This is a genomic window from Rhodospirillaceae bacterium (assembly GCA_018662005.1).
Taxonomy (GTDB): Bacteria; Pseudomonadota; Alphaproteobacteria; order Rhodospirillales; family JABHCV01; genus JACNJU01.
The window spans coordinates 104,431-128,335 of sequence record JABJHA010000015.1 but is presented as its reverse complement, the minus strand read 5'-3'; the positions used below and the strand labels follow the sequence as shown (position 1 = coordinate 128,335).

General features: G+C 54.3%; 22 protein-coding genes. 8 read left to right on the top strand and 14 right to left on the bottom strand.

Annotated features, from left to right (window positions below):
* Positions 1–30: 30 nt before the first annotated feature.
* Genes HOL66_08255 through mltG form a run of 3 tightly spaced genes read left to right on the top strand, consistent with a single transcriptional unit; the run spans position 31 to position 2,564 of the window.
* On the top strand, positions 31–264 hold the full coding sequence (locus tag HOL66_08255; protein ID MBT5244224.1) for an acyl carrier protein: 234 nt from the start codon (positions 31–33) through the stop codon (positions 262–264).
* Between the two features lie 44 nt (positions 265–308).
* A complete protein-coding gene (gene fabF / locus HOL66_08250) occupies positions 309–1,574 on the top strand; it encodes a beta-ketoacyl-ACP synthase II (protein MBT5244223.1) in 1,266 nt (421 codons plus the stop codon).
* A 15-nt stretch (positions 1,575–1,589) separates the two neighbouring features.
* Positions 1,590–2,564 carry an endolytic transglycosylase MltG gene (gene mltG / locus HOL66_08245; GenBank protein ID MBT5244222.1) on the top strand — a complete coding sequence of 325 codons (975 nt, stop codon included), beginning with the start codon at positions 1,590–1,592 and terminating at the stop codon, positions 2,562–2,564.
* Between the two features lie 194 nt (positions 2,565–2,758).
* On the opposite strand, the gene HOL66_08240 is transcribed toward mltG, so the two are convergent.
* Entirely contained in the window at positions 2,759–3,727 is a 969-nt protein-coding gene (locus HOL66_08240) for a TauD/TfdA family dioxygenase (GenBank protein MBT5244221.1), read from the bottom strand.
* Between the two features lie 136 nt (positions 3,728–3,863).
* Complete coding sequence (locus HOL66_08235) at positions 3,864–4,631, bottom strand: SDR family NAD(P)-dependent oxidoreductase (protein MBT5244220.1); 768 nt, start codon at positions 4,629–4,631, stop codon at positions 3,864–3,866.
* Between the two features lie 62 nt (positions 4,632–4,693).
* Between HOL66_08235 and HOL66_08230 the strand changes: the two genes are divergently transcribed.
* From HOL66_08230 to HOL66_08220, 3 genes are read left to right on the top strand one after another with little or no spacing between them, the layout of a single operon-like run.
* Positions 4,694–5,584: a YicC family protein gene (locus HOL66_08230; GenBank protein ID MBT5244219.1), complete on the top strand. Its 891-nt coding sequence runs from the start codon at positions 4,694–4,696 to the stop codon at positions 5,582–5,584.
* Positions 5,585–5,588: 4 nt separating this feature from the next.
* Positions 5,589–6,227, top strand: a complete 639-nt coding sequence (gmk, locus tag HOL66_08225) for a guanylate kinase (protein ID MBT5244218.1) — start codon at positions 5,589–5,591, stop codon at positions 6,225–6,227.
* Complete coding sequence (locus HOL66_08220; GenBank protein MBT5244217.1) at positions 6,220–6,999, top strand: hypothetical protein; 780 nt, start codon at positions 6,220–6,222, stop codon at positions 6,997–6,999. Before gmk ends, HOL66_08220 begins: the two co-directional genes overlap by 8 nt.
* Here the strand turns inward: HOL66_08220 and rsmA are convergent.
* The 12 genes from rsmA to amrB form a co-directional block, all read right to left on the bottom strand.
* Positions 6,988–7,797 carry a 16S rRNA (adenine(1518)-N(6)/adenine(1519)-N(6))-dimethyltransferase RsmA gene (gene rsmA / locus HOL66_08215; protein MBT5244216.1) on the bottom strand — a complete coding sequence of 270 codons (810 nt, stop codon included), beginning with the start codon at positions 7,795–7,797 and terminating at the stop codon, positions 6,988–6,990. The genes HOL66_08220 and rsmA overlap by 12 nt on opposite strands.
* On the bottom strand, positions 7,794–8,819 hold the full coding sequence (pdxA, locus tag HOL66_08210; GenBank protein ID MBT5244215.1) for a 4-hydroxythreonine-4-phosphate dehydrogenase PdxA: 1,026 nt from the start codon (positions 8,817–8,819) through the stop codon (positions 7,794–7,796). Before pdxA ends, rsmA begins: the two co-directional genes overlap by 4 nt.
* Positions 8,816–10,138 (bottom strand): peptidyl-prolyl cis-trans isomerase, encoded by a 1,323-nt coding sequence (locus tag HOL66_08205; protein ID MBT5244214.1) that lies wholly within the window; start codon positions 10,136–10,138, stop codon positions 8,816–8,818. Before HOL66_08205 ends, pdxA begins: the two co-directional genes overlap by 4 nt.
* Positions 10,131–12,377 carry an LPS-assembly protein LptD gene (locus HOL66_08200; GenBank protein MBT5244213.1) on the bottom strand — a complete coding sequence of 749 codons (2,247 nt, stop codon included), beginning with the start codon at positions 12,375–12,377 and terminating at the stop codon, positions 10,131–10,133. The genes HOL66_08205 and HOL66_08200 overlap by 8 nt, the downstream gene beginning before the upstream one ends.
* A gap of 7 nt (positions 12,378–12,384) precedes the next feature.
* Positions 12,385–13,485 carry an LPS export ABC transporter permease LptG gene (gene lptG, locus HOL66_08195; GenBank protein ID MBT5244212.1) on the bottom strand — a complete coding sequence of 367 codons (1,101 nt, stop codon included), beginning with the start codon at positions 13,483–13,485 and terminating at the stop codon, positions 12,385–12,387.
* A gap of 2 nt (positions 13,486–13,487) precedes the next feature.
* Positions 13,488–14,606, bottom strand: a complete 1,119-nt coding sequence (gene lptF, locus HOL66_08190) for an LPS export ABC transporter permease LptF (protein MBT5244211.1) — start codon at positions 14,604–14,606, stop codon at positions 13,488–13,490.
* Between the two features lie 88 nt (positions 14,607–14,694).
* A complete protein-coding gene (locus tag HOL66_08185) occupies positions 14,695–16,476 on the bottom strand; it encodes an acyl-CoA dehydrogenase (protein ID MBT5244210.1) in 1,782 nt (593 codons plus the stop codon).
* On the bottom strand, positions 16,476–17,888 hold the full coding sequence (locus HOL66_08180) for an FAD-binding oxidoreductase (GenBank protein ID MBT5244209.1): 1,413 nt from the start codon (positions 17,886–17,888) through the stop codon (positions 16,476–16,478). The genes HOL66_08185 and HOL66_08180 overlap by 1 nt, the downstream gene beginning before the upstream one ends.
* On the bottom strand, positions 17,885–18,838 hold the full coding sequence (locus tag HOL66_08175; GenBank protein ID MBT5244208.1) for a threonylcarbamoyl-AMP synthase: 954 nt from the start codon (positions 18,836–18,838) through the stop codon (positions 17,885–17,887). Before HOL66_08175 ends, HOL66_08180 begins: the two co-directional genes overlap by 4 nt.
* A gap of 203 nt (positions 18,839–19,041) precedes the next feature.
* Positions 19,042–19,791, bottom strand: a complete 750-nt coding sequence (cysQ, locus tag HOL66_08170; GenBank protein ID MBT5244207.1) for a 3'(2'),5'-bisphosphate nucleotidase CysQ — start codon at positions 19,789–19,791, stop codon at positions 19,042–19,044.
* Positions 19,792–19,822: 31 nt separating this feature from the next.
* Positions 19,823–20,401: a cysteine hydrolase gene (locus HOL66_08165; GenBank protein ID MBT5244206.1), complete on the bottom strand. Its 579-nt coding sequence runs from the start codon at positions 20,399–20,401 to the stop codon at positions 19,823–19,825.
* 47 nt (positions 20,402–20,448) lie between these two features.
* Positions 20,449–21,828, bottom strand: a complete 1,380-nt coding sequence (gene amrB / locus HOL66_08160; GenBank protein ID MBT5244205.1) for an AmmeMemoRadiSam system protein B — start codon at positions 21,826–21,828, stop codon at positions 20,449–20,451.
* A 63-nt stretch (positions 21,829–21,891) separates the two neighbouring features.
* Between amrB and HOL66_08155 the strand changes: the two genes are divergently transcribed.
* Positions 21,892–22,752 (top strand): proline hydroxylase, encoded by an 861-nt coding sequence (locus tag HOL66_08155; GenBank protein MBT5244204.1) that lies wholly within the window; start codon positions 21,892–21,894, stop codon positions 22,750–22,752.
* The gene (amrS, locus tag HOL66_08150) at positions 22,752–23,849 is read left to right on the top strand and encodes an AmmeMemoRadiSam system radical SAM enzyme (protein MBT5244203.1); all 1,098 of its coding nucleotides are present in this window, start codon (positions 22,752–22,754) and stop codon (positions 23,847–23,849) included. Before HOL66_08155 ends, amrS begins: the two co-directional genes overlap by 1 nt.
* Positions 23,850–23,905: the final 56 nt, after the last annotated feature.

The window sequence follows — 23,905 nt, the reverse complement described above, 5'->3', positions numbered from 1 at the left end:
CAACAGATAGTTTTCAAGGAATAAGTTGATATGAGTGATGTCGCAGATCGCGTAAAGAAGATCGTTCTCGAACACTTGGGTGTTGACGAGGCGAAAGTCGCCGAAAACGCCAGTTTCATTGACGATCTGGGCGCTGACAGCCTGGACACGGTTGAACTGGTGATGGCTTTTGAAGAAGAGTTTGGTTGTGAAATTCCCGACGATGCCGCCGAGAAAATTCTGACGATCAAAGATGCCATTACCTTCATTGAAGCGAACACCTGAGCGTTAAAGACTACCTTTAGCGATCAAATGAGGACTCGTTCATCATGAGACGTGTAGTCGTTACCGGTATGGGTATGATCTCACCGCTTGCAAACGGTGTTGAGCATTCGTGGAATCGCCTGATCAATGCCCAGTCCGGCATTGCCACTATTACCTCGTTTGATGTTTCCGACCTGCCGGCCAAGATCGCCGGACAGATCGAAGAAGGCGAGGGCGAAGGCCAGTTCAACGTTGATGATTATTTCACCCCCAAAGAACGCCGCCGGGTCGATGACTTTATTGTCTATGGCATGGCGGCGGCGATTGAAGCGGTTGAAGATTCCGGTTGGGCCCCTGAAGGGGAAGAAGACCAGTTTCGTACAGGTGTTCTGATTGGCTCCGGCATCGGTGGTCTTCCTGAAATATCAAGAGGCTCGTTGACCGTTGATTGTGAATCCGGCGGCGGTGTCCGTCGTTTAAGCCCGTTCTTTATTCCGGCCAGTCTGATCAACCTGATTTCCGGCCATGTTTCCATCAAGTACGGTTTCAAAGGCCCCAACCACGCCGTCGTGACGGCCTGTTCGACCGGTGCTCATGCGATCGGTGATGCGGCTCGATTGATCATGTGGGAAGACGCCGACGTGATGATCGCCGGTGGCGCTGAAGCCGCCTGTTGCCGTGTCGGCATGGCCGGGTTTTCGCAATCCAAGGCGCTTTCGACCTTGTTTAATGAAACCCCTGAGCAAGCCTCGCGGCCCTGGGACAAGGACCGGGATGGTTTCGTCATGGGCGAAGGTGCCGGTGTTGTCGTGCTTGAAGAACTGGAACACGCCAAAGCGCGCGGTGCAAAGATTTACGCCGAAGTCGTGGGCTACGGATTAACCGGCGATGCCCATCACATTACCGCGCCGACCCCTGACGGCAACGGCGCGTTCCGCTGCATGACCGCAGCGATGAAGCGTTCAGGGCTTAACCCGGAAGATATCGATTACGTCAATGCCCATGGCACATCGACCATGGCCGATGTTATTGAACTGGCTGCGGTCAAGCGGGCCTTCGGCAATGCGGTGAATGATATTTCCCTGTCCTCGACAAAATCAGCGATTGGTCATCTGCTTGGTGCTGCGGGGGCGGTTGAATCCATATTCTCCATATTGGCGATCAAGAACGGCGTTGTTCCACCGACCCTTAATCTGGATAACCCTGACGAGGGTTGCGATATTGATCTGGTTCCTCATCAGGCCAAGGAACGCACCGTCAGGGCGGCGTTGACAAATTCATTCGGCTTTGGCGGCACCAACGCATCGCTGGTGTTCAAGAGTCTCGATTAGGTTAAGCTGGGCGGCATGAGTCGCTTTATTTTACCCACCATCACTTTTTTTGTTCTTCTGGCCCTGGTTGCTGGCGGTTTTTTTGCGTGGGGATACCTGCAATACACCAAGCCCGGGCCGACAATTGCCGAGACGACGGTTTATATCCCGCCAGGTTCCAGCGTTGAAGCCATTGCCAACACGCTGACCCAGGCAGGGGTTATCGAAGACCCGTTGATCTTTCGTCTGGGGGTTCGCCTGACCCGCGTCGACAAGGCGCTGAAGGCCGGGGAATTTGCTTTCCCTTACGGGGCCAGCGCCAAGGTTGCAGCGGAAGTTCTGATCAGTGGCAAGACCGTGGTTCACCGCCTGACCATTGCCGAAGGATTGACCTCCATTGAGGTGTTCGAGCTACTGGTCGCTGCTGGTGGTTTGGAGAAGACATTTGATGTGCCGCTGGAAGGATCGATTTTGCCAGAAACCTATTATTATTCATACGGGGATAATCGGGCCGATCTGGTTGAACGTATGGTCAAGGCGATGGATAAAAGTCTGAATGAGTTATGGGACGAGCGGGCCGACGCATTGCCACTGAGGAGTCCGGCCGAGGCCCTGGTTCTGGCTTCCATTGTCGAGAAGGAAACCGGCGTCAAAGACGAACGCGGACGGGTTGCCGGTGTTTTCATCAATCGACTTCGCATGGGAATGCGCCTGCAATCGGACCCGACAGTTGCTTACGGCCTAAGCGAAGGCGACGGGCCGCTTGGCCGTTCCCTGACCCGCGCTGATCTTAAGGTTAATAATCCCTACAATACTTATCTGATCAAAGGATTGCCGCCGGGGCCCATTTGCAACCCGGGGCTGGCCGCCATCAAAGCGGTACTAAACCCGACAGCAACGGATGATCTTTACTTTGTCGCCGATGGCAACGGCGGTCACGTCTTCGCCAAAACCCTGAAAGAGCACAATCGCAACGCCGCCAAGTGGCGCAAGATAAGAGACGGCGGTTAGGGTTCAAGCCCCTCAGGCGCCGGGCGGGGTCTCCGCCCCCTTGGCTCGCCGCATAAGCGGCGGCCCGCAGTCGCGGGCTTGGGGAACCAAGTTTGGCGACGCCAGTAATGGCACCTGTTGCCATTTGAAACTTGACTTCCAGAGGTCCAGCCAAGCGAACGGAGTGAGCGCCCGGCGACTGAGGGGCTTGATCCTTAATGCGTTTGATCCCTTCCCACCACAATGCCACCCCGATCACCAATCGTGGTGCTGCCAAAGCGTTCGGCGAAGCAGTCGGGCAGGGGACGGTCGTCCGGTATACTCAGCCATAGCCGCAACAGATGACGGCTGCGTTCAGGCTCTGGCCAATCCTCAAACCCCATGCGGTCATGCAACATGGAATGATTGTGGACAAACTGCATGTCGCCGGGTTCAAGTTTCATGGACAGGGCCAGTTCGGAATCATTGGCAAGCTCGTCGAACAAGTCCAGGGCCTCTATATGATCCGGACTTAACGGCATGGCATCTGAAAAACGTTGGGCCGACTGAATATACTGGCGCTGATACATGACGTTCAGGTGTTGCTGGTGCCAGGTGAAAACCGGAATTTCAAAATACGGCTTCATCCCTTCTGGCACTTCACCGCGCCGGTCCGTGGCGATGGGATCGAACAGCAGGGGCAGTAAATCAGGCCGTCTTTTCAGGAATTCATTGTAAATACTCTCGCCACTGACGAGCATCGATGACCCACCTGATTTTGCCTGTGCCAGGCAGATAAGCCCGACAACGTCGCTACTGTCGGTGTGAAAAGTTTGCCGCTCGCTGGTCTGGTAGATACGCACATTGGTGTCCGCTCCTTGCATACCGACATCCCGTACATGCCCCAGAACATCACCGACCGCGTTTTGTGAACGGGCGTGACCAATATGGCTGCCAAGGCCATAAAACATGGCGGCGATCTGATCTTCGGCGTAGCGCCCGATATCAAGTCCGCGGACCAGGGCGAAACCACGACCCCGGACCAGTTCTTGACGCAATGCCATTAGCACAGGCCTCAAGGTTGGAAGTGGAAAGGTCTCAGCTGATATGGCGTCAATGTTGGTTTCCTCAGCACTGGCGCTTTCAAGTTCGGCGATGTGATCTTTTGACAGGACAATGGTCCAGGATTCTGGATCAGCGGCCAGTTCTCGGCCCGACCACGAAGCGGCCGTATCCTGTTGTGGCGGCAAGGGTGATGCAGTCACTTAATATCCCCCGGTAAAATATTGCTGATGTTATGAGCAGATATTAAACAAGGTTTCCGGGTGGCTGACAATATGGTCAGCCCTTCTTAGGCAAGCGGCTGAGCAGTTTGTTTGCCCAGCAGGGGGGCAGCAGGTTGAGGCTCCACATGAAGGCGACAAAAGGCCACGGGAAGGCAATCAGCAGGCGGTTTTTAGCCAGGCCTCCCGCAATAATGCGGGCCGCTTTAGGGGCTTTCATCAGCAGCGGCATGGGAAATTTATTCTTCGCCGTGATCCGGCTTTCCACAAAGCCCGGACAGATGACACTGACCCCGATGCCCTCTTTTGCGAGTACGCCGTGCAGGGCCTCCCCGTAAGCTTTGACCATGACTTTTGAGGTCGAGTAAGCGGGGGCGCTGGGCAAACCCCGAAACCCGGCCATGGAACTGACCAGCGCCAGCTGTCCGCGCTGTCGTTTTCGCATCGGTGTCAGGGCCGGGAAGATGGTGTTCAAAACGCCGGCAAAGTTGACAGCGAAGATGTCGCGGGTGAGGTTTTCATTCAAGTCAATGCTGTTGCTGCCGCTGTCGCCCGAGATACCGGCGTTGGCGATAACCAGATCAAGGGGCTGCACTTGATCGGTGCGCTTTATCCAGTCCGCCATGGCGTCCCGGTCACAAACATCGACAAGCTCGGCGCTGACCTCGGCCCCTTTATCCCGACAAACCTGCGCGACCTTATCAAGGCGGGCCTGATCACGCCCACTTAAGGCCAAAAAGACGCCAGGCATGGCAAAATAATGGGCCAATGCCTCGCCAATACCGCTCGAAGCGCCGGTAATCAAAATGCAGCGGGGGTTTTTCATGGCTCTGTTATAGTCAACCTTGATATAAGTTGCACCTGCGATAACCCAAACGGAGAACCCGCTTGCCTATACATTCCATGACCGGCTACGCCCGTACCGAAGGCTCTGACGATCAGTGCTCCTGGGTCTGGGAGGCGCGGGGCGTCAATGGCAAGGGGCTGGATGTGCGCTGCCGCCTGCCCGGTGGCTTTGATTTCATGGAGTCCGAGGTTCGTGAGCGGGTCAAAAAACGCCTTGGCCGTGGCAATATCTCGTTGTCCCTGAGCATCGACTGGCAGGGCCAGGGCAGTCCTTACACCATCAACAAGGACATCCTTGACGGGTATCTTGCATTGTTACCTGAACTGGCGGGGCGCGTGCCCGATACCAGGCCGGCCAGTCTCAATGGATTGCTCGCCTTAAAAGGTGTCATCGAAACGCGCGACGAGGGCGTATCCGAAGACGCCTGCGAGGACTTGCAGGCGGTGTTGCTTGTCAGCCTTGATCAAACGCTGGATGCCCTGCTTGTCATGCGCGCCGATGAAGGGGCGCGACTGGCTGGTGTTCTTGGTCAACAGATCGCCACAATCGAAGAATTTTGCGCCGCCGCCTCAAAAACCGCTGCGACCCGCCCCGAAACCATCCGCCAGCGCTTGAAACAACAGGTCGAGGCATTGTTGGAAGACGTTCCCACCTTGTCGGCGGAACGCCTTGAGCAGGAAGCGGCGCTATTGATGACGAAAGCCGATATCAACGAGGAACTGGATCGCTTAAGCGCCCACGTCGGGGCCGCACGGGATCTTTTGAATGAAAATGGTGCGATCGGCCGCAAGCTGGATTTCCTGTGTCAGGAATTCAACCGGGAAGCAAATACCCTGTGCTCAAAATCCGGTGATGTGGAACTGACCCGTATTGGCCTGGATATGAAGGCGATGATTGAACAGTTCCGCGAGCAAGTGCAGAATATCGAGTAGAAAAATGAACACTGATCCCACCCTTAACCGTCGCGGCCTGATGATCGTTTTGTCATCACCATCCGGTGCCGGTAAATCGACGATTTCCCGCGCATTGATGGAACGCGACGACAACCTGACCATGTCCGTGTCGGCGACGACTCGCGCCCCCCGACCTGGTGAAGTCGATGGTAAGGATTATTACTTTGTCGATAAAGCGACCTTCGACGCCATGGTCGGTGAGGGCAATATGCTCGAACACGCCCAGGTCTTTGATAATTTTTACGGTACTCCAAAAGATCCGGTCGAAGCGGCCCTGAAGGAAGGCCGTGACGTGATGTTTGATGTGGACTGGCAGGGAACCCAGCAGTTGGCGGAAAATGCGTCGAAGGATCTGGTTCGCGTGTTCATCCTGCCCCCGAGCATGGAAGAACTTGAACGGCGTCTCTATACCCGTGCCCAGGATTCTGAGGAGGTGGTCAAAAAACGCATGGCCGAAGCGGCCGCGGAAATGAGCCATTATCCAGAATATGATTACATCGTCGTCAATACGGATATTGACGACAGTGTCAGCAGGGTCGTGTCGATTCTTAACGCCGAACGCCAAAGAACGGCGCGGCTGATCGGCCTGCATGATTTTGTAAGCGATATTAGCGGTGAGTGAGGCAGCGAACATTCTTGGCCGGGCCCGTCTTGGCAATACCGGCGTTTCGTTGGCAGCAAATCTTGTTCCGGTAAATGAAGATGATGCCTACAGGGTACAGGCGGCCCTGCATGAATGGCAAAACGCACAAGGACAAGGGCCGGTCCGCGGCTACAAAATCGGCTGCACGACGGCGGTCATGCAGGAAATCGTCGGTGTCCCAAATCCGTGTTTTGGCGGCGTTGTGGAATCCACGGTGCATCAGGGAAGCGGCAACTTTAACGCAAAGGATTTCCAGCGTGTTGGTATTGAGTGCGAAGTCGCCGTCAGGCTTTCGTCGGACTTGCCAGCCAGTGAAACCCTATACGACATGTCACAGATTGAGGCGGCCATCGGCGCCTGCATGGCGGCTATTGAGGTCGTTGACAACCGCTACGGGGATTTTTTATCCCTGCCGGCGACAGTCCTGATTGCCGATGATTTTTTCCAATCCGCCTGTGTGCTGGGGGCAGAGGTCACGGACTGGCGTGGGCTCGATTTGGCCGCAGTGGAAGGGCGTGTCTACATTGATGGCAGCCAGCAAGGCAGCGGTCTTGGCGCCGAAGTTCTTGGTCATCCGCTGCAGGCAGTCCTGTGGCTGGCTAATCGCATGTCGGCGCTGGGCCGGGGTTTGAAGGCCGGTGAGTTTATCCTGACCGGCTCACTGACCCCTGTGCAATGGCTGGATACGGCACCTGCCAGGGCGGTTATTTCTATCGACGGGCTGGGCGACGTGCAGGCTTTATTCGATTAAACGGGCAATCGCGCAAAACTGTTCAGGGCTTAGGGTTTCGGCCCTGGCAGTCGGGTCGATGCCTATTTTTCCCAGATCAGCATTCAAGGATTTCAGGCTGGCGCGCAGCATCTTTCGGCGCTGACCGAAGGCGGCTGCGGTGACTTGTTCCAATGCCTGCCAATTGCATTCGGCCAGGGGGGCCGGACGGGGTGTCAAGGTGACCACGGTGCTTTCAACTTTGGGCGGCGGGGTAAAAGCCGTTCGGGCGATATTAAAATCGTGGGTGGTGTGGCACAGCCATTGTGTCAGCACTGACAGGCGACCATAAGTTTTGTTGCCGGGATTGGCGGTCAGTCTGTCGGCGACTTCCTTCTGAAACATCAAGGTCAGGCTTTCATAGCACGCGATCTGGTGCAGCCAGCCAATCAAAAGCGGTGTTGCCACATTATACGGCAGATTGGCGACGATCTTTTTAGGTCCCTTGGCTAGGCTGCTGATATCAAGTTCCATCGCATCGGCGTCGATAACCATAAGCCTGCCTTCAAAATACTGGCTCAGGTCTTCCATTGCTTCTACGCAACGTGGATCACGTTCGATGGCGATGACCTGCCTTGCTCCGGCTTCCAGAAGCGCCCGGGTCAGTCCGCCAGGCCCGGGGCCAACTTCTATCACTGTGCAGTTTGACAAATCACCGGCACTGCGGGCAATGCGGGCGGTCAGGTTCAGGTCGAGGAGGAAGTGCTGGCCGAATCTCTTGCGGGCATCCAGGCCAAAACGACTGATGATGTCCCGCAGCGGCGGAAGTTCGGCTGTCATTGGGTTCGCCGGGCAGCTATATCGGAAGCCATCTGCAAAGCTGCAAGCAGGCTTGTCTCACTGGCCTTGCCGGTTCCGGCGATGTCGAAGGCAGTACCGTGATCGGGTGAGGTGCGGACAAAGGGCAAACCCAGTGTGACGTTGACGGCGCCATCGAAATCGATGGTCTTGATGGGGATCAGGGCTTGATCGTGATACATGCAAATGGCGGCGTCGTAGGTTTTGCGGGCTGCCGCATGGAACAGGGTATCAGGTGGCCAGGGGCCACTGGCATCAATCCCCAGTTCCTGTAATTTTGCAATGGCCGGGGCGATTATTTGGCTTTCTTCCAGTCCCATTTCGCCACCTTCCCCGGCGTGAGGGTTAAGCCCGGCGATGGCCAATCTGGGCGCAGAAATGGCGAAATCCTTTTCCAGTGCCCTGGCGGTGATTGTGCTCAAGGTGATGATATCTTCAGCATTCAGGCTGGCAATGGCCTGAGCCATGCTGACGTGAACGCTGACCGGCACGACTCTTATTTCGGGCGAGGCCAACATCATCACTGGTGGCGTGTCGATAGCGGCCAACCCAGCCAGAAATTCTGTATGTCCGGGATATTTGAATCCAGCGTCATAAAGCGATTTCTTGTGAATGGGATTGGTAACGACGCCCGATCCCTGACCGGCATTTACTATTTCGACGGCCAATTTGATTGACTCAATGACAGCTCCGGTATTTTCAGGATCAGGATGTCCCGGAACGGGATCGGCTTTCAAAGGGCGGTGCAGGATCGGCAGGGCTTTGGAAAAGATATCAGACGTTTCGGCCGGATCACGGATTTCGACCAGGGGAACATCAAGTTCAAGTTTATCTGCCAGTCGCTTAAGACGTTCCAGATCATCAATGACGAAAAATGGAATGCTTTGATTTGCCAACCAAACCTTAAGGGTAATATCACCGCCAATGCCGGCAGGTTCTCCCATGGTCAAGGCCAGGGGGCGGGGTAGGCCGCTGCCGCTAACCGGCGACGCGGCGTTGCTCATATCCTGATATCCAGAAAAGCAGCCTGGCGCAAATCACGCAGATGTCCCCTGGCCGCATTGTCGAGGCGTTCCGTCATCAGGCGCTGCCTGATTTGTGGCCGCAGAATATCCAGCGCCGATGTGCCAGTGCGCTTACAAATCATCAGGAATATAATTCCCCCGTCTGCTGGGATCGGATCACTCGCGACGCCAACCGGCAGGCCCTTTACGACCTTTTGGATTGTGCCTGGCAATGATGATGTTTCGACAACGCCCAGACTGCCCGATAAGGGTGAGGCGCTTTCTTCTTCCAGTTTTTCCATAACGGTACAACCAGAAGCACCTGCGGCCATTGTTTTGGCTTTTCCCATCAAGTTTGTTTTATCACTTTCATTGCTTGTCGCAGCAAGCGGTAAAAACACTTGTCTAAGATCAATTTTCTCTTGTGATAAGGGTATGCCCTGCCCGATGCGATCATCTCTTTTGAAAATGATATGATATCCGGACACACTGCGCAGGGGGTCTGATATCTCGCCCTTTCTCAAGGGGATCAGGTTCTTGTCAATTTCCTGTGGCAATTGCCCCTGACGAACCCATCCCAGGTCACCGCCGACGGCGGCAGAGGCGCTTTGTGAATAATTCCTGGCCAGAACACTAAAGCTGGCACCGCTCTTAAGTTGCTCGATAAGACGCAGCGTGTTGTTAAGAACTTCATTGGCCTTAGCGGGATTGTTGACGGGAAGAAAAATTTCCGCAGTCAGATATTCCGGCTTTCCCTTGCCTTCTTTTATTTCGTTTACAACCTCATCAATTTCTTCCTCACTGATGGTGGTTTGACCGCGAAACAACATGTTAATGCTATCGGCCCAGGCAATAGTGGCTTCAATCTGGTCGATTAACACCAGTCGGTCGACACCGTTTTTGGACAGGTATTGCGTCAATCCGCCTTTGGGCAAATTGTTGCCGGCTTCCATGTCTGCGTAGGTGCGTTCCAGCGCCTCGGTTGGAACCCTGATATCCAGGCGCTTGGCTTCTTGCATTTTCAGTTTTTCATCGATCAGATTATTAAGAACTTGCCGGGTAAGTCGGCGGCGCAATTCAGGGGTGTCTTTCTGATTGGATGTGACGATAAGCATCAACATTCTGGCTTGCAGATCGTAGATCGAGATGACGTCGTCATTGACAACAGCGGCAATGCCAAGGGTCTGGGTTGCTGCGGGTAAAGGGATAAGAGTTATGGTCAATGCCATCAACGTTGACAAAACGATATGTCGCCAGATTTTCTTCGTGGCGGAATTGCCCATTTGGGCACGTTTGATGGAAATTGGAAATTTAAACACCTGGGGAAACCTCGCCCAGAGTTTTGAAAAGAATACGGAAAATTATAGAATTATCAGGCTGTAATTCACTGTTTTGGTATAATTCACGATTGAAGTTTGTGGAAAAAAGAAAACACTCGTCTTCATAGGTCAGATTTACACTCATCCTGCGTAAATCACCTTCAACCAAATCCTGTGTTGCACTGATGCTGCTACGCCATGTTTTGTTTATTTGAGATGAGAGAGAACCTTTGATTTCCTCACGGCCGGCAAACTCACTGCCTTGCTGCCGGTCGAAATAGACATAACGGGTATTCAAACGCAGTGCGGGGACGCCAGCACTGACATCAATTTCGTTTCGCCGGGATTCAAGATTGGATTGATCAAGCCGGGTCCGGTAATAGATATCCAGCATTGAATTCGGCGATACGTGAACGCGGCCGACAATATCGGACACATTATCTTCAAGGCCTGAACCATCAGCGAAACTGTCATCGGTTTTGTAACGGTAACTTTGGCCAAGAAGCAAACTTGTCGAGCCGCCATTTTTGCCGAACACGCCCCATTTGAAACCATAGTTAAGTCTGGGCCCCCCCTCGACACGATCCAGGCCCGTAAAGCGGTTGTCGCTAAACAAATTGGTGTCGTCAAATTCAAGGTTTTGAGAGTCCTCATTGGGAATATCAGGAGAGTTTCCACCGTAAGGACTAACAACGACAGAGGCTATGGGCTCAAACATTTGATAGACGTCGCCACGACCGCTGACGAAAGGATAACGCCAATCAAGGGCGACCTGCGGAAGAAGGCGGTGGGCAAAATTAGATGTATTGTTCTGACCGACGACTGTAAGACTGCTGGTATTGTAGAAATCGCCGATCAGTTTTGTCGATAAGGTATAAACATCCCCCGCCGGCGCTATGTAGGGAAGGTTCCATCCACCGCGAATGGACAGCCGGCGGGTATCGGAACCTTCTGCCCTGCTTAAAGCCAATGCATTGACGTCAAGTGTTGAATAACCACCGTAGCGATCAGGCTCGCTGACATGGTTGAAATCAATGAGCGGGAGTATCAGGGGGGTCGAGTTATCGTCCTGATTTGTCAGGGTGTTTTGAAAATGAAGACCACGGGCCTGTATGAAATTGCGGCCGCGGAAACCTTCTACAAAGCCCTGGGACGGCAAGGCATTAGTGATTTCAGGAAGTGTGTTGTCACTGGCATAACCAAACCTCGACATATAGGCTTGATCAGATTGTCTATTTATATCGAAACCCCAACGCCAGGTCTGATCATAATCGAAACGTCCTTTGGCGGCGATATGTCCCCGAATTCCGGAAATTCCGCTTTCGGTGGAGTAGGTCAGCTTTGATGACGACGTGTTATCCTTGAGGCTGCCGCGAACCTTGAAATCACCTTCGGTGAATTTGTGACGGTATTCGCCAGCCATAATAATGCCTTCATCATCAGTAAATGACGGGCTTAGTGTAGCGTCTGCATTGGTAGCAATATTGAAGAAATACGGTGTCGTAACAAACGATCCCACTGCATTAGAAGTCCCAAAGGATGGCGTCAGAAAACCACTCTTTCTTTTTACCGTTGGATCAGGGTGTGAAAGATAAGGGGTGTAAAGAACCGGGACACCAGCAAATTCAAGCCAGGCATCGCGATATTCAATTGTTTGGCGTTTTTTATCATGAATGACCTTGACGGCCTTTACCTGCCACAATGGTGCAGCTGAAGGATCTTCTTCACACAGGCGGCAGGGTGAATAGACAGCGTTGCGCATATCAAGAATATTGGCGTCAGTCCGCCTGCCGCCATTGGCGGCGAGCAGTGAACCATCTTTTAATATGGCTCGCAAATCGGCGACGACGCCATCTCTCAAATCGCCGGACAGTTCCATAAATTCGGCGAAAAGAACGTCACCCGACGGTTCCAGCAAAGTGACGTTTCCCGAAGCGGTGACAAATTCCTGCTTGCGGTTGTAAACGATAACATCGGCAGTAAGGATGCGGTCCTGATGCTGAACCTGAACATTTCCACGGGCAGTGACAATGTCGAGTCCTTGATCATGCTGCATTTCATCGGCGCTGAAGCGAACTTCGCCGCTTTGGTCCTCTTCAGTGGATGCTGGGCTGTTTTGCGAAACCTGGGTGAAGCCGTCAGGTAAGGCGGCTTGGACCCGACCGGGCGCAAGGGCCAGAATGACAAGCAGCAATAAGAATGGTCCGGTAATTTTATGCATAAAGCCCAGCGTATTCATTTCGACCCTAACCATCCTCAAGATGGAGCAACATCGCAAGTCCCAGCAATAAAGTCACACCTGATGGGGTCCAGGCGGCAAGTGTTACAGGGATCGAGTCCGAAAGGCCAAGGGCAAAAACGACATCCGAGAAAAAATAAAGTACAAAGCCGGTTAAAACGCCACCTGAAATAACAAAAACTGTCCCTCCTCGTCGTGCATGGCGCAGTGTAAAAGTAGCCGCGATGAGCACCATGGCGCACATTAGCAAGGGTGCCGCCAGCAGGGAATGCCAATGTAAACGATGACGGACCGCAGAAAATCCTGATCCTTCAAGGGTTTCAATAAAGGCGGGCAAATCCCAGAACGACATTGTTTCAGGAGGCGCGAAATTATCCTGAATGGAGCCCAGTGTCAGGTCCGTTTCCAGCCAGAATTCCTCTTCGTGTTGAGAGGGGACATCGGGTTGATGAATCCAGACATCATTCATATGCCAGAAGCCATCTTCCAAAATAGCTCCACTGGCATCAATGCGTTTTATGAATTCACCCACCCCCTTGTAAATGAACACATTGACGGCTCCTAATTCGACCTCTTTGCCTTGTTGTAAAAAACTCTTGGCATGGATAACCGATTGATCCGTGCCATCGGACTGGCGCAGCCATAACCCGGAACTTGAAAGGGCGAGGAAACTTTCCTGCCCTTTAAAGGCTGCCGCTTCAACCCGTTCAAAACGGGTCAGCATGGTCGAAGCCAGTGGATTAAAAATGGAAATTTTTACAATGCCCAAGATAAAAGCCAAAACCAGTACCGGCAGAAGAAATTGCCAAGCCGATACGCCCGCTGCGCGTGATACAACAAGTTCGTGATTGCGGGTCAGACGCCAAAATGCGGACATCCCGCCGAATAGGATGGCAAAGGGGAAAAGCTGTTGGCCCATATGGGGAAGTTTCAGAACGGCCATTTCCATGACCATGGCGAAATTTACCTGCGGTTTTGACGCGGCGCGTCTTAATAGTTCGATCACATCGACTAATAAAATCAGGGTCAGAAGGATCGTGAAGATGGCCAAAAAGCTGACAATGAATTGTCTGCCAATATACAGGGACATGGTTGTAGAAAGGCGCATGACTAACCCGCCGCCCCAAACCGCCTGGTGGCTCTCGTTTTCGGTGATTTCAACATTAGCAGATAACCTGCGAACACCGGCAACAAGCCCAGGACGTACAGGGCCGGTACCAATGAGAGATTTTTTGCCGTGGCATTTTCCAGGGCCAGCATTGCCGCTTGCAAGGTGACAACAATAACGGCCGCCAGAACGATCCTTCTTGATTGTGTGCGCCTGCTGAAACTGCTGGAAATAAGAATTGCCAGCCCGACAAGCGCATAACCCAAGGCTGAAATTGGGGAAATCAGCCTTTTGTGTCCCTCGACTGTAAATTTGCCTACGTTTCGGGGCAACATATCGGGGTCTTTATCAAGGTTGAACAGTTCATAAACCGTTCTTTCCCGCGCTTCGCGGAACCGCCCGGCGTTGCTATTGGACGTGGCGGCCATTTCAAAGATATAGCGATCAAAATACAGGATCGAAAATTGATGAGTGTCCGGATCAACTTCCTGACGGTTACCGTTGTACATGACGACCCGGGATCCTTCCTCGCCTTGCAACATGGCACCACGTTCGGCAAGCAGGGTGTAGGGTTTGTTTTTATCGCGCCCGTCATGGACCAGAATGCCGTGCAGTTGGCCATCGGTGGATCGTTTGCGAATGTAGACAATGATGTCTTCGGATGCCTCGTTAAAAGCGCCTTCCTGCAACAGAATGTGGGTGTAACTGTTGCGGATTTCCCACTGTAATTCCCTGAACATTCTGTAGGAGTGGGGCAGCAGGTAGATATTGATCAGGTAACCCAGAATGACAACGATAAAAGTCAAAATCAAACCCGGCTTTGCCAACGCATGTTGGCTCAGACCCGCGGCCCGCATGACAACCATTTCCCGATCTGTGATCAGTTTTGAATAGGTGAAGACGATGACCGTAAACAGGGCGATTGGCAGGACGATGGAGAGAAAATTCGGCAGCAGCAACATCGTAAAATACATGAAGACGCCTGTCGTCAGGCCACGATTGACGATCATTTCGACGAACTTCAGCGACTGGGTCAGCCATATGACACAGGTTAACCCCGCTGTGACGAGGATCATTCCCACAAGCAATTGCTTGAGGACGTATTTATTCAGGCCACTCATTGATGAAATATCACCCTAACTTCCAGCGTAAAATGTCTGAAAAACACAAAAAAATCAAGGTTTAACGAATTTTAAGCTGATGGGGTCACTAACTGGAAAAATCGCTTTGAGTGATCGAAACCGATCCTGAAACGATTTTTTCACAGTGACTCGCGGCCTCGACGAGAACCTGATCGGCAAAAAAGCGGGCCGAGTTGATTTTTGCCTTGTAAAAGGCCGGGTCGCCTTGCCCCATTTCGAGTTTTTTAAGCGAGATTTCGGCAGCTCTGCCCATCATCCAGCCGCCCAGCGTGAGCCCGAGCAAGGATAGATAAGAATTGGCGCCGGCAAGGACAGCATTGGGGTCTGTGGGAAATGTTTCAACCACCCACGCTGTCGCCTTTTCCAGGGCATTTGTCGCCGTTTCAAGTCGTTCGGCGATGGCGGTCAGGTCATCGTTGGCGGCTTTCGGTGCAAAACGGCGAATGTCTGCGATCAGGGTGCCGATGGTTTCACCGTTTTCGCGCACCACCTTGCGACCGACCAGATCAATGGCCTGAATGCCGTTGGTGCCTTCGTAAATAGAGGCGATGCGGGCATCCCGTAAATGCTGGGCGGCACCGGTTTCCTCGATATATCCCATGCCACCATGGACCTGGACACCGATGTTGGCGACGTCAATACCGATATCCGTGCTCCAGGCTTTGACCACGGGTATCAAAAGGTCGAGCATCGCTTGCGCGCTTGCCCTCTTTTCACTGTCGGGGTGACGATTGGCGGTGTCCAGGGTTGCCGCAGTGCTGTAAGCCAGGGCGCGGGTTGCCTCGGTTCGGGATTTCATGGACAGCAACATGCGTTTGACATCCGGATGGTGAATGATGGTCACCGCGTCATGACTCTTGCTTGATGCGTCACGACTCTGAACCCGTTCCAACGCATAATCACGGGCTTGCTGATAGGCCCGTTCGGCGATAGCGACGCCTTCCAGGCCGACCGCCAGGCGGGCGTTGTTCATCATCGTGAACATGCATTTGATGCCTTCATTTTCAGCCCCGACCAGATAACCAATGGCACCATCGTTATCGCCGTAAGACATAACGGCGGTGGGGCTGGCATTGATGCCAAGCTTATGTTCAATGGACACGCACTTCAGATCATTGCGTTCGCCAAGACTGCCATCCGGGTTGACCAGGAATTTAGGCACCAGGAACAATGAAATGCCTTTTACCCCTTCGGGTGCGTCCGGCAGGCGCGCCAATACCATATGAATGATGTTATCGGTCAGGTCATGTTCACCGAAGGTGATGAAAATTTTCTGACCACTGATGCGGTAATGCTGACCATCCCGCGCGGCCTTGGATTTGATCCGTGCAAGGTCTGTTCCGGCCTGTGACTCGGTCAGGTTCATGGTGCCGTTCCACTCGCCCGAAATCAGTTTTTCCAGAAATGTCGCCTGTAGTTCATCAGAACCATGGGTGGTCAATAACTCGATCGTGCCCTGGGTTAGCAGTGGGCACAGGCTAAAGGCCATGTTGGCGGAATTCCAGATTTCAGAAACGGCGGTCGAAACCAACCAGGGCAGACCCTGGCCGCCGAAGTCCGGGTCAAAGGGGACGCCGTTCCAGCCACCTTCGATAAATTGCCTGTAAGCGTCTTTGGAACCCTTCGGGGTGCGCACGACACCATTTTCAAAGTGACAGTTTTCGATATCACCACTGCGATTTAAGGGGGCCAGAACATCTGATGCCAGTTTGCCTGCTTCCTCAATGACGGCTTCAACCAGATCGGGCGTCGCGTCTTCAAACCCAGGCAGGGTAGCGACATCACCAAGACCGGCAATCTCGTTGAGAACGAAGTGAATATCCTGGGTCGGGGCTGTGTATGTGCTCATCAGATGATCTTTCCGGGGTTCATAATATTGGACGGGTCGAGTGCTTTCTTCATGGCCCGCATCAGATCCAGTTCGACATCTGATTTATAAAGGGCAAGATCGTCGCGTTTCAACTGTCCAATACCGTGTTCGGCGCTAAAGCTGCCATCCATGCCGACGGCCAAATCATAGATCAGCCGGTTAAGATGCTTTTTGTGATCCAGATAGTCCTGTTTGTCCATGCCTACGGGCTGGCTCAAATTGAAATGGATGTTGCCGTCGCCCGCGTGGCCGAAGACGCAGATACGAATACCCTCCATTTCCGCCTCGAACATGGTTGTCGCCCGCCCCAGGAATTCTTCAACCCGGGCAACGGGAACCGAAACATCGTGGGAAATGGAACCGCCCTCAAAATGCTGGGATTCAGGGATGGTTTCACGAATGCGCCAGAGTTCTTTGGTTTGGGAACTGTTTGCGGCGACGACCGCGTCTTCAATGACGCCATCCCTGAAGCCATCCTCCAGCAGATCGTGCAGGGCTTCGTTAATATGGGAGCCCGTGCCGGTTGCCTCCAGCAGGGCGTACTGGCCGTGCGGAGCCTCGAAAGGGTCCTTGTTGCCGGGAATATGGCGTGTCGCAATGTCGAAGGCGAAGCGGTTCATGATTTCAAAGGTGTTCAGACCATCGCCGAGACGATCCCTGGCGCGGCTGAACAGTCCCATGATCGACGCCGTATCCTTAGCCGCGCAGATGGCCGTTGCTTTGGCTTTTGGGCGAGGAAAGGTTTTCAGGACGGCGGCGGTAATAATGCCCAGCGTCCCTTCGGCGCCCATAAACAGGTGTTTAAGATCATAGCCGGTATTGTCTTTGCGCAACGAACGAAGGCCATCCCAGATGCGCCCGTCGGCCAGCACCACTTCAAGCCCAAGCACCAGATCGCGGGCATTGCCGTAGCGTAAAACCTGCACGCCGCCGGCGTTGGTCGAAAGATTGCCGCCAATCCGACATGATCCTTCAGCCCCCAGACTTAACGGAAAAAACGCCTCAACGTCATCGGCGGCTTGCTGGATATCGGCAAGAATAACCCCGGCCTCGACGGTCATGGTCTGGTTTAAGGGGTCAATGTTGCGAATGCTGTTCAGCCTTTCGGTACTCAGGACAATACCGTCGCCGTCCGGAAAATCAGGAACACCGCCACCGACCAGTCCGGTGTTGCCGCCCTGGGGAACGACGGCCAACCCGGCCTGTGAACAAATCTTCAGAACCCCGGCGACGTCTTCGGTCGAGGCCGGTTTGACAATCGCCGGCGCGACACCCTCATAGACACCGCGTTGTTCACTTAAATAAGGCTGCATGTCAGCTTGCGAATCAATCCAGCCCTTCGGCCCGACAATGTCGCGGATGCTTTCCAGCGCGGGGGAATGCTTGGTCATGACGAACTCACCGCCCGCTTCAGCCGGTCGTTGATGGCGACGCCCAGTCCGGTGTTGGGGATTGTCATGACGGCGATGCCTTTTAAGCCCGGTTGATCGAGCATGTGTAGCATGGCGAACAGGTTGGCCGCTGCTTCTTTTAAGTCGCCGCTGCGGCTTAAGTTGGCATGGCGGGCGCTGACCTTGGGCCCGAAGGCGAGCAATGCCTCGCCGGGCTCGGGTTTTTCAGCGTTCAGACGCAGCGGGATCATAGGCGCGTAATGACGCTTTAACATACCCGGAGAACGCGGCATTTCTTCGCCGCCGTCCGAAATTTCAAGGGTTCCAATGACAGCTTCGATGTCCTCGCGGGCGGTGCCACCGTGTCGCAACAGGGTCGGGGTATCGGTGCTTAAATCGATAACCGTCGATTCCAGACCAATAACACAGGGGCCACCATCGATTATGGCGTCAATGTCATCACCGAGGCTTTCCTCGACGTGGGCGGCTGTCGTTGGGCTGATGTGTCCCGAGCGGTTGGCGCTGGGTGCCGCGATGGGTGTCTTTGCCGCTTTTAGCAGGGCGTGGGCGAGGGGATGGTTGGGAACCCGCACCGCCAGGGTGTCGAGCCCGGCGCTGGCGAGCAGGGAAACCGGGCAATCGGGTTGGCGCTTCAAAACCAGGGTCAAGGCGCCGGGCCAGAAAGCACCGGCCAGTGCTTCTGCCGTTTCGTTGAATTCAACGGTGGCGGCGGCGCTTTCATGATCAGCAAAGTGGATAATCAGCGGATTAAAGCGGGGCCGCTCCTTGGCCTCGAATATACCGGCGATGGCGTCATCGTTGGTGGCGTCGCCGCCCAGGCCGTATACGGTTTCAGTAGGAAAGGCGACCAGTCCGCCGTTAGTAATGATGGTGGCGGCTTTGGCGATATTTTCGGAATTTTCCTGAAGCAAGGGTTTGCCTTTACTGATCACCAAAGAAAGAGCCGCCGGACCAGCCAACGGCTCTTTACTCTCTGTTCTGCTAATGACTGGACCATCCGCGGTAATGACCCGGTCAGCAGTCACCGTAAGGGTTACGGCGGCTTTTTCAGGGGCCGGTTTCCCGGCTACCTGTGGACTATATTGCGCCTATAGAAAATCACCGTCAAGACTTGAAAGTCGTTATTTTCTGCCTACTCGTCGAGCCCACGAACGACGAAATGCGGGTTCTCGAACCCGGCCTTGGCGTAAGTCAGTGGGCTGTCGTCGAGTTTGCGCACACTACCCCCTGCGGCCATGACGACGGCGTGTCCAGCAGCGGTGTCCCATTCCATGGTCCGGCCCAGCCGCGGATAGATATCGGCAAGGCCTGCGGCGACCAGACAAAATTTAAGAGAACTGCCGGCGCTGGTTGAATTTTTGACCTCCAGTTCGGCAATATAGTCTTCCAGTTCAGGTGAGCGATGATTGCGGCTGGCAACGACGACCAGGCCATCACCGCCGGGGGCCCGGCACGAGATGGTTTTCGGTGTTTCGTCCGCCGATTCCCAAAACGCACCGCTGCGACTACCCCAGTAGGTATCGCCTAAGGCAGGGGCGTGAACGACGCCAAGGGTCGGAAGGCCGCCATCAATCAGGGCAATGTTGACGGTGAACTCGGCGCTTTTGGAAATAAAGCTCTTGGTGCCGTCAAGGGCGTCAACCAGCCAGAACGGGCCGGAGCCAATTTCGGGCGCGGTCCCGGCGGCGAAGGCTTCCTCGCCGATAATCGGAAACTGGGCTGTGACGCCTTCACGCAGGCCACGGATGATCAGTTCTTCGGCGATGCGGTCTGCCTCGGTTACGGGGGAGTTATCAGCCTTGGTGTCGACGGTGAAGTCGCTGTTGTAGATTTTCATGATTTCCTTGCCGGCACTTTTGGCAAGGTCACCAATCTGTTCCATCAGGTCGATTGTGATGTTTAGTGTCACGCGGCTATTCCCCCAACTCTGCGGCAGATTTTACGATAATGGCGAAACGATCGGCAAGGGCCGCCAGTTCCACCCGTTTCAGGTCTTCGGCCCCGACCACCCCGTCACCGCCGGGTCCCGGCAAATCACGGGTCGCGGTGGCGTCTGCGACAATACTGACCCGGTAGCCCAGGTCCGTCGCCACCCGGGCCGTGGCGCTGATGCACATGTGGGTCATGAAACCGACAAGGATCAGTTCCTTCTTGCCGGTTGCTTTAAGAATGTCATCCAGATTGGTTCCGGCGAAAGCATTGGGCAGCGCCTTGGTAACCTGCGCTTCGCCTTCGACAGCCGCCACTTGCGGTGCAATTTCCGAGGATGGTCCATCCGGGTCGAAGACACCGCCGCCCGGGCGACCGTGGTGGACCACATGGACAACAGGTGTACCCGCGTCGCGGGCCCGGGCCAACACTTTTGCCGCTTCGGCCAAAGCCGGGGCGACGGCGGGCAGGGCGAGTACACCCGAGACATATTCATTCTGACAGTCAATCAGTACCAGCGCGGAATCGGAGAGTTTCGACGGGTCCATCGGCGCACCGGCCATTGACAACAGGGTTTTGGGTTCAGACACTTTCTATTATTCCTTTTTGCTTAAGCGGATATTTCGGCGGCGATAAAACGCCATGCTTTAAATGTTGGTGACCAGTGGCCCCTGGCCATTCCGGCCTTGGCCTTCAAATGACCGAGAAACTGTTCAGGCTGGGGCAGCTGTCGCCAAACCGAAGGCAGGAACAGGGCGCGCATCCCTTTATCTTCAATGATCAGCCCGTCAATTTGTGGCCTCAGTTGTTTTAGCAAATCCTTCTCGCTTGTAATGCTCATTGGTGAAGACGGGCTTAACACGGATATGGAAAGCTCCAGCCCGACCAATTCATCTACCATCAACGGCGAGAAACGATGATCGCGGAAGGCCGAGGCAAATGCGTTGTCGGTAACGTCAGTCACCAGCGGCCTATGGGCCTGTGCCGATCCAATGCATCCGCGCAACTGGCCGTTCTTTTTCAGGGTCACAAAAGAGGCGCCGGGGGCGGTGATGGCGGCTGGAAAATCGACCAGATTGATCGGGGCAGGCGTTCCATCGGCAAGGCCGTGGTTGATGCTGTCACTAGCCAGGGCAAGCAGGGTCACGCCGTGTTCATCGAGAAGGGTGCGAGTCCTGGCTTCAAAATCTTCACTTTTGTCGCCCTCATAAAACGCCCAGGCGCCATAGCCAACGACACGGTCTTTGGTTCCTGCGGTGTCGCCTGAATTACACAGGCCCAGCGTTTCGACTTTCAGGCCGCGTCGTTTGGCCAGCGCCAGCAAACCTTTAACGGGGTTGCGCCCGCAAGCCTGATCATCGCCGATGGCGGCGGGGTCCAGGTTTTCAATGGCCCGGCTGGTGCTGGCGTCGAGACTTCGGGCCCGCTCATAATCAAGGAAGTGGCTCAGGTCCGAGGAAATCACGATCAGCGTTTCGGGACCTCCCCACAGGGCATCGAGAATTTCGGCGACCATGTCTGGATTTGCGTCGCCAACCACCAGCGGCAGCACTTTAAAATCCTCAAGCACCGCTTGCAGGAACGGCAATTGCACTTCCAGTGAATGTTCCTGGGCGTGGGTCTCGTCAAACACCTGAACCTGGGGCAGGTTGGCAATGGCGCGGGCCGCCTCGCTATCGATGGCGACGTTGCCAAGCGGTGTCGAAAAGGCCTCGGCACTGCTCAAGGCCAGTCCGCTCAAAGGCACCCGGTGACACGGTCCCAGCAAAACCACCCGCCTGATCGTCGCGGCGGCGGCTTTCAGCAGCACAAAAGCGCTGGCCGCGGTGGAACCGGAATATATAAAGCCCGCATGGGGAACGATGATCGCCTTGGGGACGGCTGTCCCGGTTTCGGCAGCGGCCAGAAAACCGGCAACGTCGGCGCCAAGCTGTTCTGAACTGCCCGAATAGAAGGTTCCGGCAACGGCAGGTGGTCTGATTGAGCCCATTCCAAAAAAGTAGTCCCGCCGGGACGTGAAGTAAAGGGGCTGCGGCGGCTTGAATTTCAAAGCGTGGCCTTCGAAAAATCTTCCTGCATTGGAGCAAGTTGGCTAGCATTATCCTGGATTTGGAATTTATGTGGGAAATGCCTAGTGAAACTGTCGGATCAACAGATTAAACAACTAAATCATCAGGGATATTTGGTCCTCCCTGAACGGTTTTCAGTTGATGAGGTCGAGGTGATCAAGTCACGGTTGCCGTCTCTTTTCACCGAAGAGCACCCAGCCAATATTGTTGAGCAATCATCGAAGGTGGTCAGAACATCCATGGGTTTGCATCTTCGTGATGAGGTGTTTTCCAAGCTGGTGCGACATCCGCGATTGATCGACATGGCGCAGCAGATATACGCAGAACCACTTTATGTTCAGCAGGTGAAGGTCAATGTTAAAGCTGCCTTTTCAGGAGAAATCTGGCAATGGCATTATGATTTCGCCACCCATCGCGGAGAAGATGGTGTTGAAAAACCGCTGGCCTTGAACCTGCATATTTTTCTCGATGATGTATCTGAATTCAACGGGCCTCTGTTTTTCATCCCCCAATCACACAAATACGGCGAACATGAAACGGCGCTGGATATTCAAACCACCAGTTATCCGCTTTGGACGGTCGGTGAAGATGTGGTCAGCGAACTGACTAAGCAGCATGGAATGGTTTCGGCTACGGGGAAAAAGGGAACCGCGCTGATCTTCTTCGATAATCTGGTTCATGGTTCCCCAAATAATATGTCACCGTGGGACCGGTCGATTTTTTCACTGATTGTCAATCCGGTCTCAAACGCCCTGCGTCGCCCGACACGTCCTGATTTCAAACATCACCAGGATTTAACACCCATTGAAACTTTGGCGGACAATTGTCTGCTGCAGGTTGAATGATGAATAACAGTGCGCCAGCCGAGAATTTCCCCGACGCCTTTCCCGGTCGTTACTGGCACGGCCTTGATGACGGGCGGGTACAGTGCGATTTGTGCCCGCGTTTCTGCAAGCTGCATGACGGTCAGCGTGGCCTGTGTTTCGTTCGCGCCTGCTCAGGCGGCGAAATCGTCCTGACCACTTACGGGCGCTCATCCGGCTTCTGTATCGATCCAATTGAGAAGAAACCGCTCGGCCACTTCCTGCCCGGCACCCCGGTTCTGTCCTTTGGCACGGCGGGATGCAATCTGACCTGTAAGTTTTGCCAGAACTGGGACATCAGCAAGTCGCGGGAATTTGACAAGCTGCAGGATCTGGCCTCGCCTGAGATGATTGCCGAGGCGGCGCTGAAATCCGGATGCAAGTCGGTCGCCTATACCTACAATGATCCGACCATTTTTCATGAATACGCCGTTGATGTGGCCAAAGCCTGCCGTGAGCGCGGCGTCAGCAATGTGGCGGTGACGGCGGGTTATGTCTGCCCGGAACCGCGGGTTGAATTCTATCAGCACATGGACGCCGCCAATATTGACCTTAAGGCTTTTACCGAGGATTTCTATAAACGCCTGTGCTCAACCGAACTGGCGCCGGTGCTCGAAACCCTGAGCTATCTGAAACATGAAACCGATGTGTGGTTTGAAATCACCACCTTGCTGATCCCCGGCGAGAATGATTCCGAGGGTGAAATCGAGGAGATGACTCAGTGGGTGGTTGAAAACCTGGGGCCGAACGTGCCCATGCATTTTTCGGCCTTTCATCCGGACTGGAAGATGATGGATATTCCGGCGACGCCATTTGAAACCTTGAAGATGGCTCGCCGAATCGCCCTTAAAAATGGCGTCCGCTACGCCTATACGGGCAATGTCCACGACTTCGAGGGCGAGAGCACCTATTGCCACAACTGCGGCGAAATGCTGATCGGCCGTGACTGGTATCAACTTTCTACCTGGGCCTTAAGCGCCGATGGGCATTGCCAAAACTGCGGCACGGCGTGCGCCGGTGTCTTCGATGGTCCGCCGGGCACCTGGGGGCCAAAACGTCAGCGGGTCGTTCTCCGGTAATGACAGCGGCAGTCGATGCTGTTAAACCATGGCCTGCTTCGGATTCCTGACGAATA

Excerpts from the sequence above, each read along its gene's own strand:
- amrS (MBT5244203.1), top strand. The coding sequence starts at position 22,752 with ATGAATAACAGTGCGCCAGCCGAGAATTTCCCCGACGCCTTTCCCGGT.
- gmk (MBT5244218.1), top strand. The coding sequence starts at position 5,589 with ATGAACACTGATCCCACCCTTAACCGTCGCGGCCTGATGATCGTTTTG.
- HOL66_08235 (MBT5244220.1), bottom strand. The coding sequence starts at position 4,631 with ATGAAAAACCCCCGCTGCATTTTGATTACCGGCGCTTCGAGCGGTATT.
- rsmA (MBT5244216.1), bottom strand. The coding sequence starts at position 7,797 with ATGACAGCCGAACTTCCGCCGCTGCGGGACATCATCAGTCGTTTTGGC.
- HOL66_08255 (MBT5244224.1), top strand. The coding sequence starts at position 31 with ATGAGTGATGTCGCAGATCGCGTAAAGAAGATCGTTCTCGAACACTTG.
- HOL66_08200 (MBT5244213.1), bottom strand. The coding sequence starts at position 12,377 with ATGAATACGCTGGGCTTTATGCATAAAATTACCGGACCATTCTTATTG.
- lptF (MBT5244211.1), bottom strand. The coding sequence starts at position 14,606 with ATGAGTGGCCTGAATAAATACGTCCTCAAGCAATTGCTTGTGGGAATG.
- HOL66_08185 (MBT5244210.1), bottom strand. The coding sequence starts at position 16,476 with ATGAGCACATACACAGCCCCGACCCAGGATATTCACTTCGTTCTCAAC.
- HOL66_08180 (MBT5244209.1), bottom strand. The coding sequence starts at position 17,888 with ATGACCAAGCATTCCCCCGCGCTGGAAAGCATCCGCGACATTGTCGGG.
- fabF (MBT5244223.1), top strand. The coding sequence starts at position 309 with ATGAGACGTGTAGTCGTTACCGGTATGGGTATGATCTCACCGCTTGCA.
- lptG (MBT5244212.1), bottom strand. The coding sequence starts at position 13,485 with ATGCGCCTTTCTACAACCATGTCCCTGTATATTGGCAGACAATTCATT.
- pdxA (MBT5244215.1), bottom strand. The coding sequence starts at position 8,819 with ATGAGCAACGCCGCGTCGCCGGTTAGCGGCAGCGGCCTACCCCGCCCC.
- mltG (MBT5244222.1), top strand. The coding sequence starts at position 1,590 with ATGAGTCGCTTTATTTTACCCACCATCACTTTTTTTGTTCTTCTGGCC.
- HOL66_08165 (MBT5244206.1), bottom strand. The coding sequence starts at position 20,401 with ATGGCCGGTGCGCCGATGGACCCGTCGAAACTCTCCGATTCCGCGCTG.
- cysQ (MBT5244207.1), bottom strand. The coding sequence starts at position 19,791 with ATGGAACAGATTGGTGACCTTGCCAAAAGTGCCGGCAAGGAAATCATG.
- amrB (MBT5244205.1), bottom strand. The coding sequence starts at position 21,828 with ATGGGCTCAATCAGACCACCTGCCGTTGCCGGAACCTTCTATTCGGGC.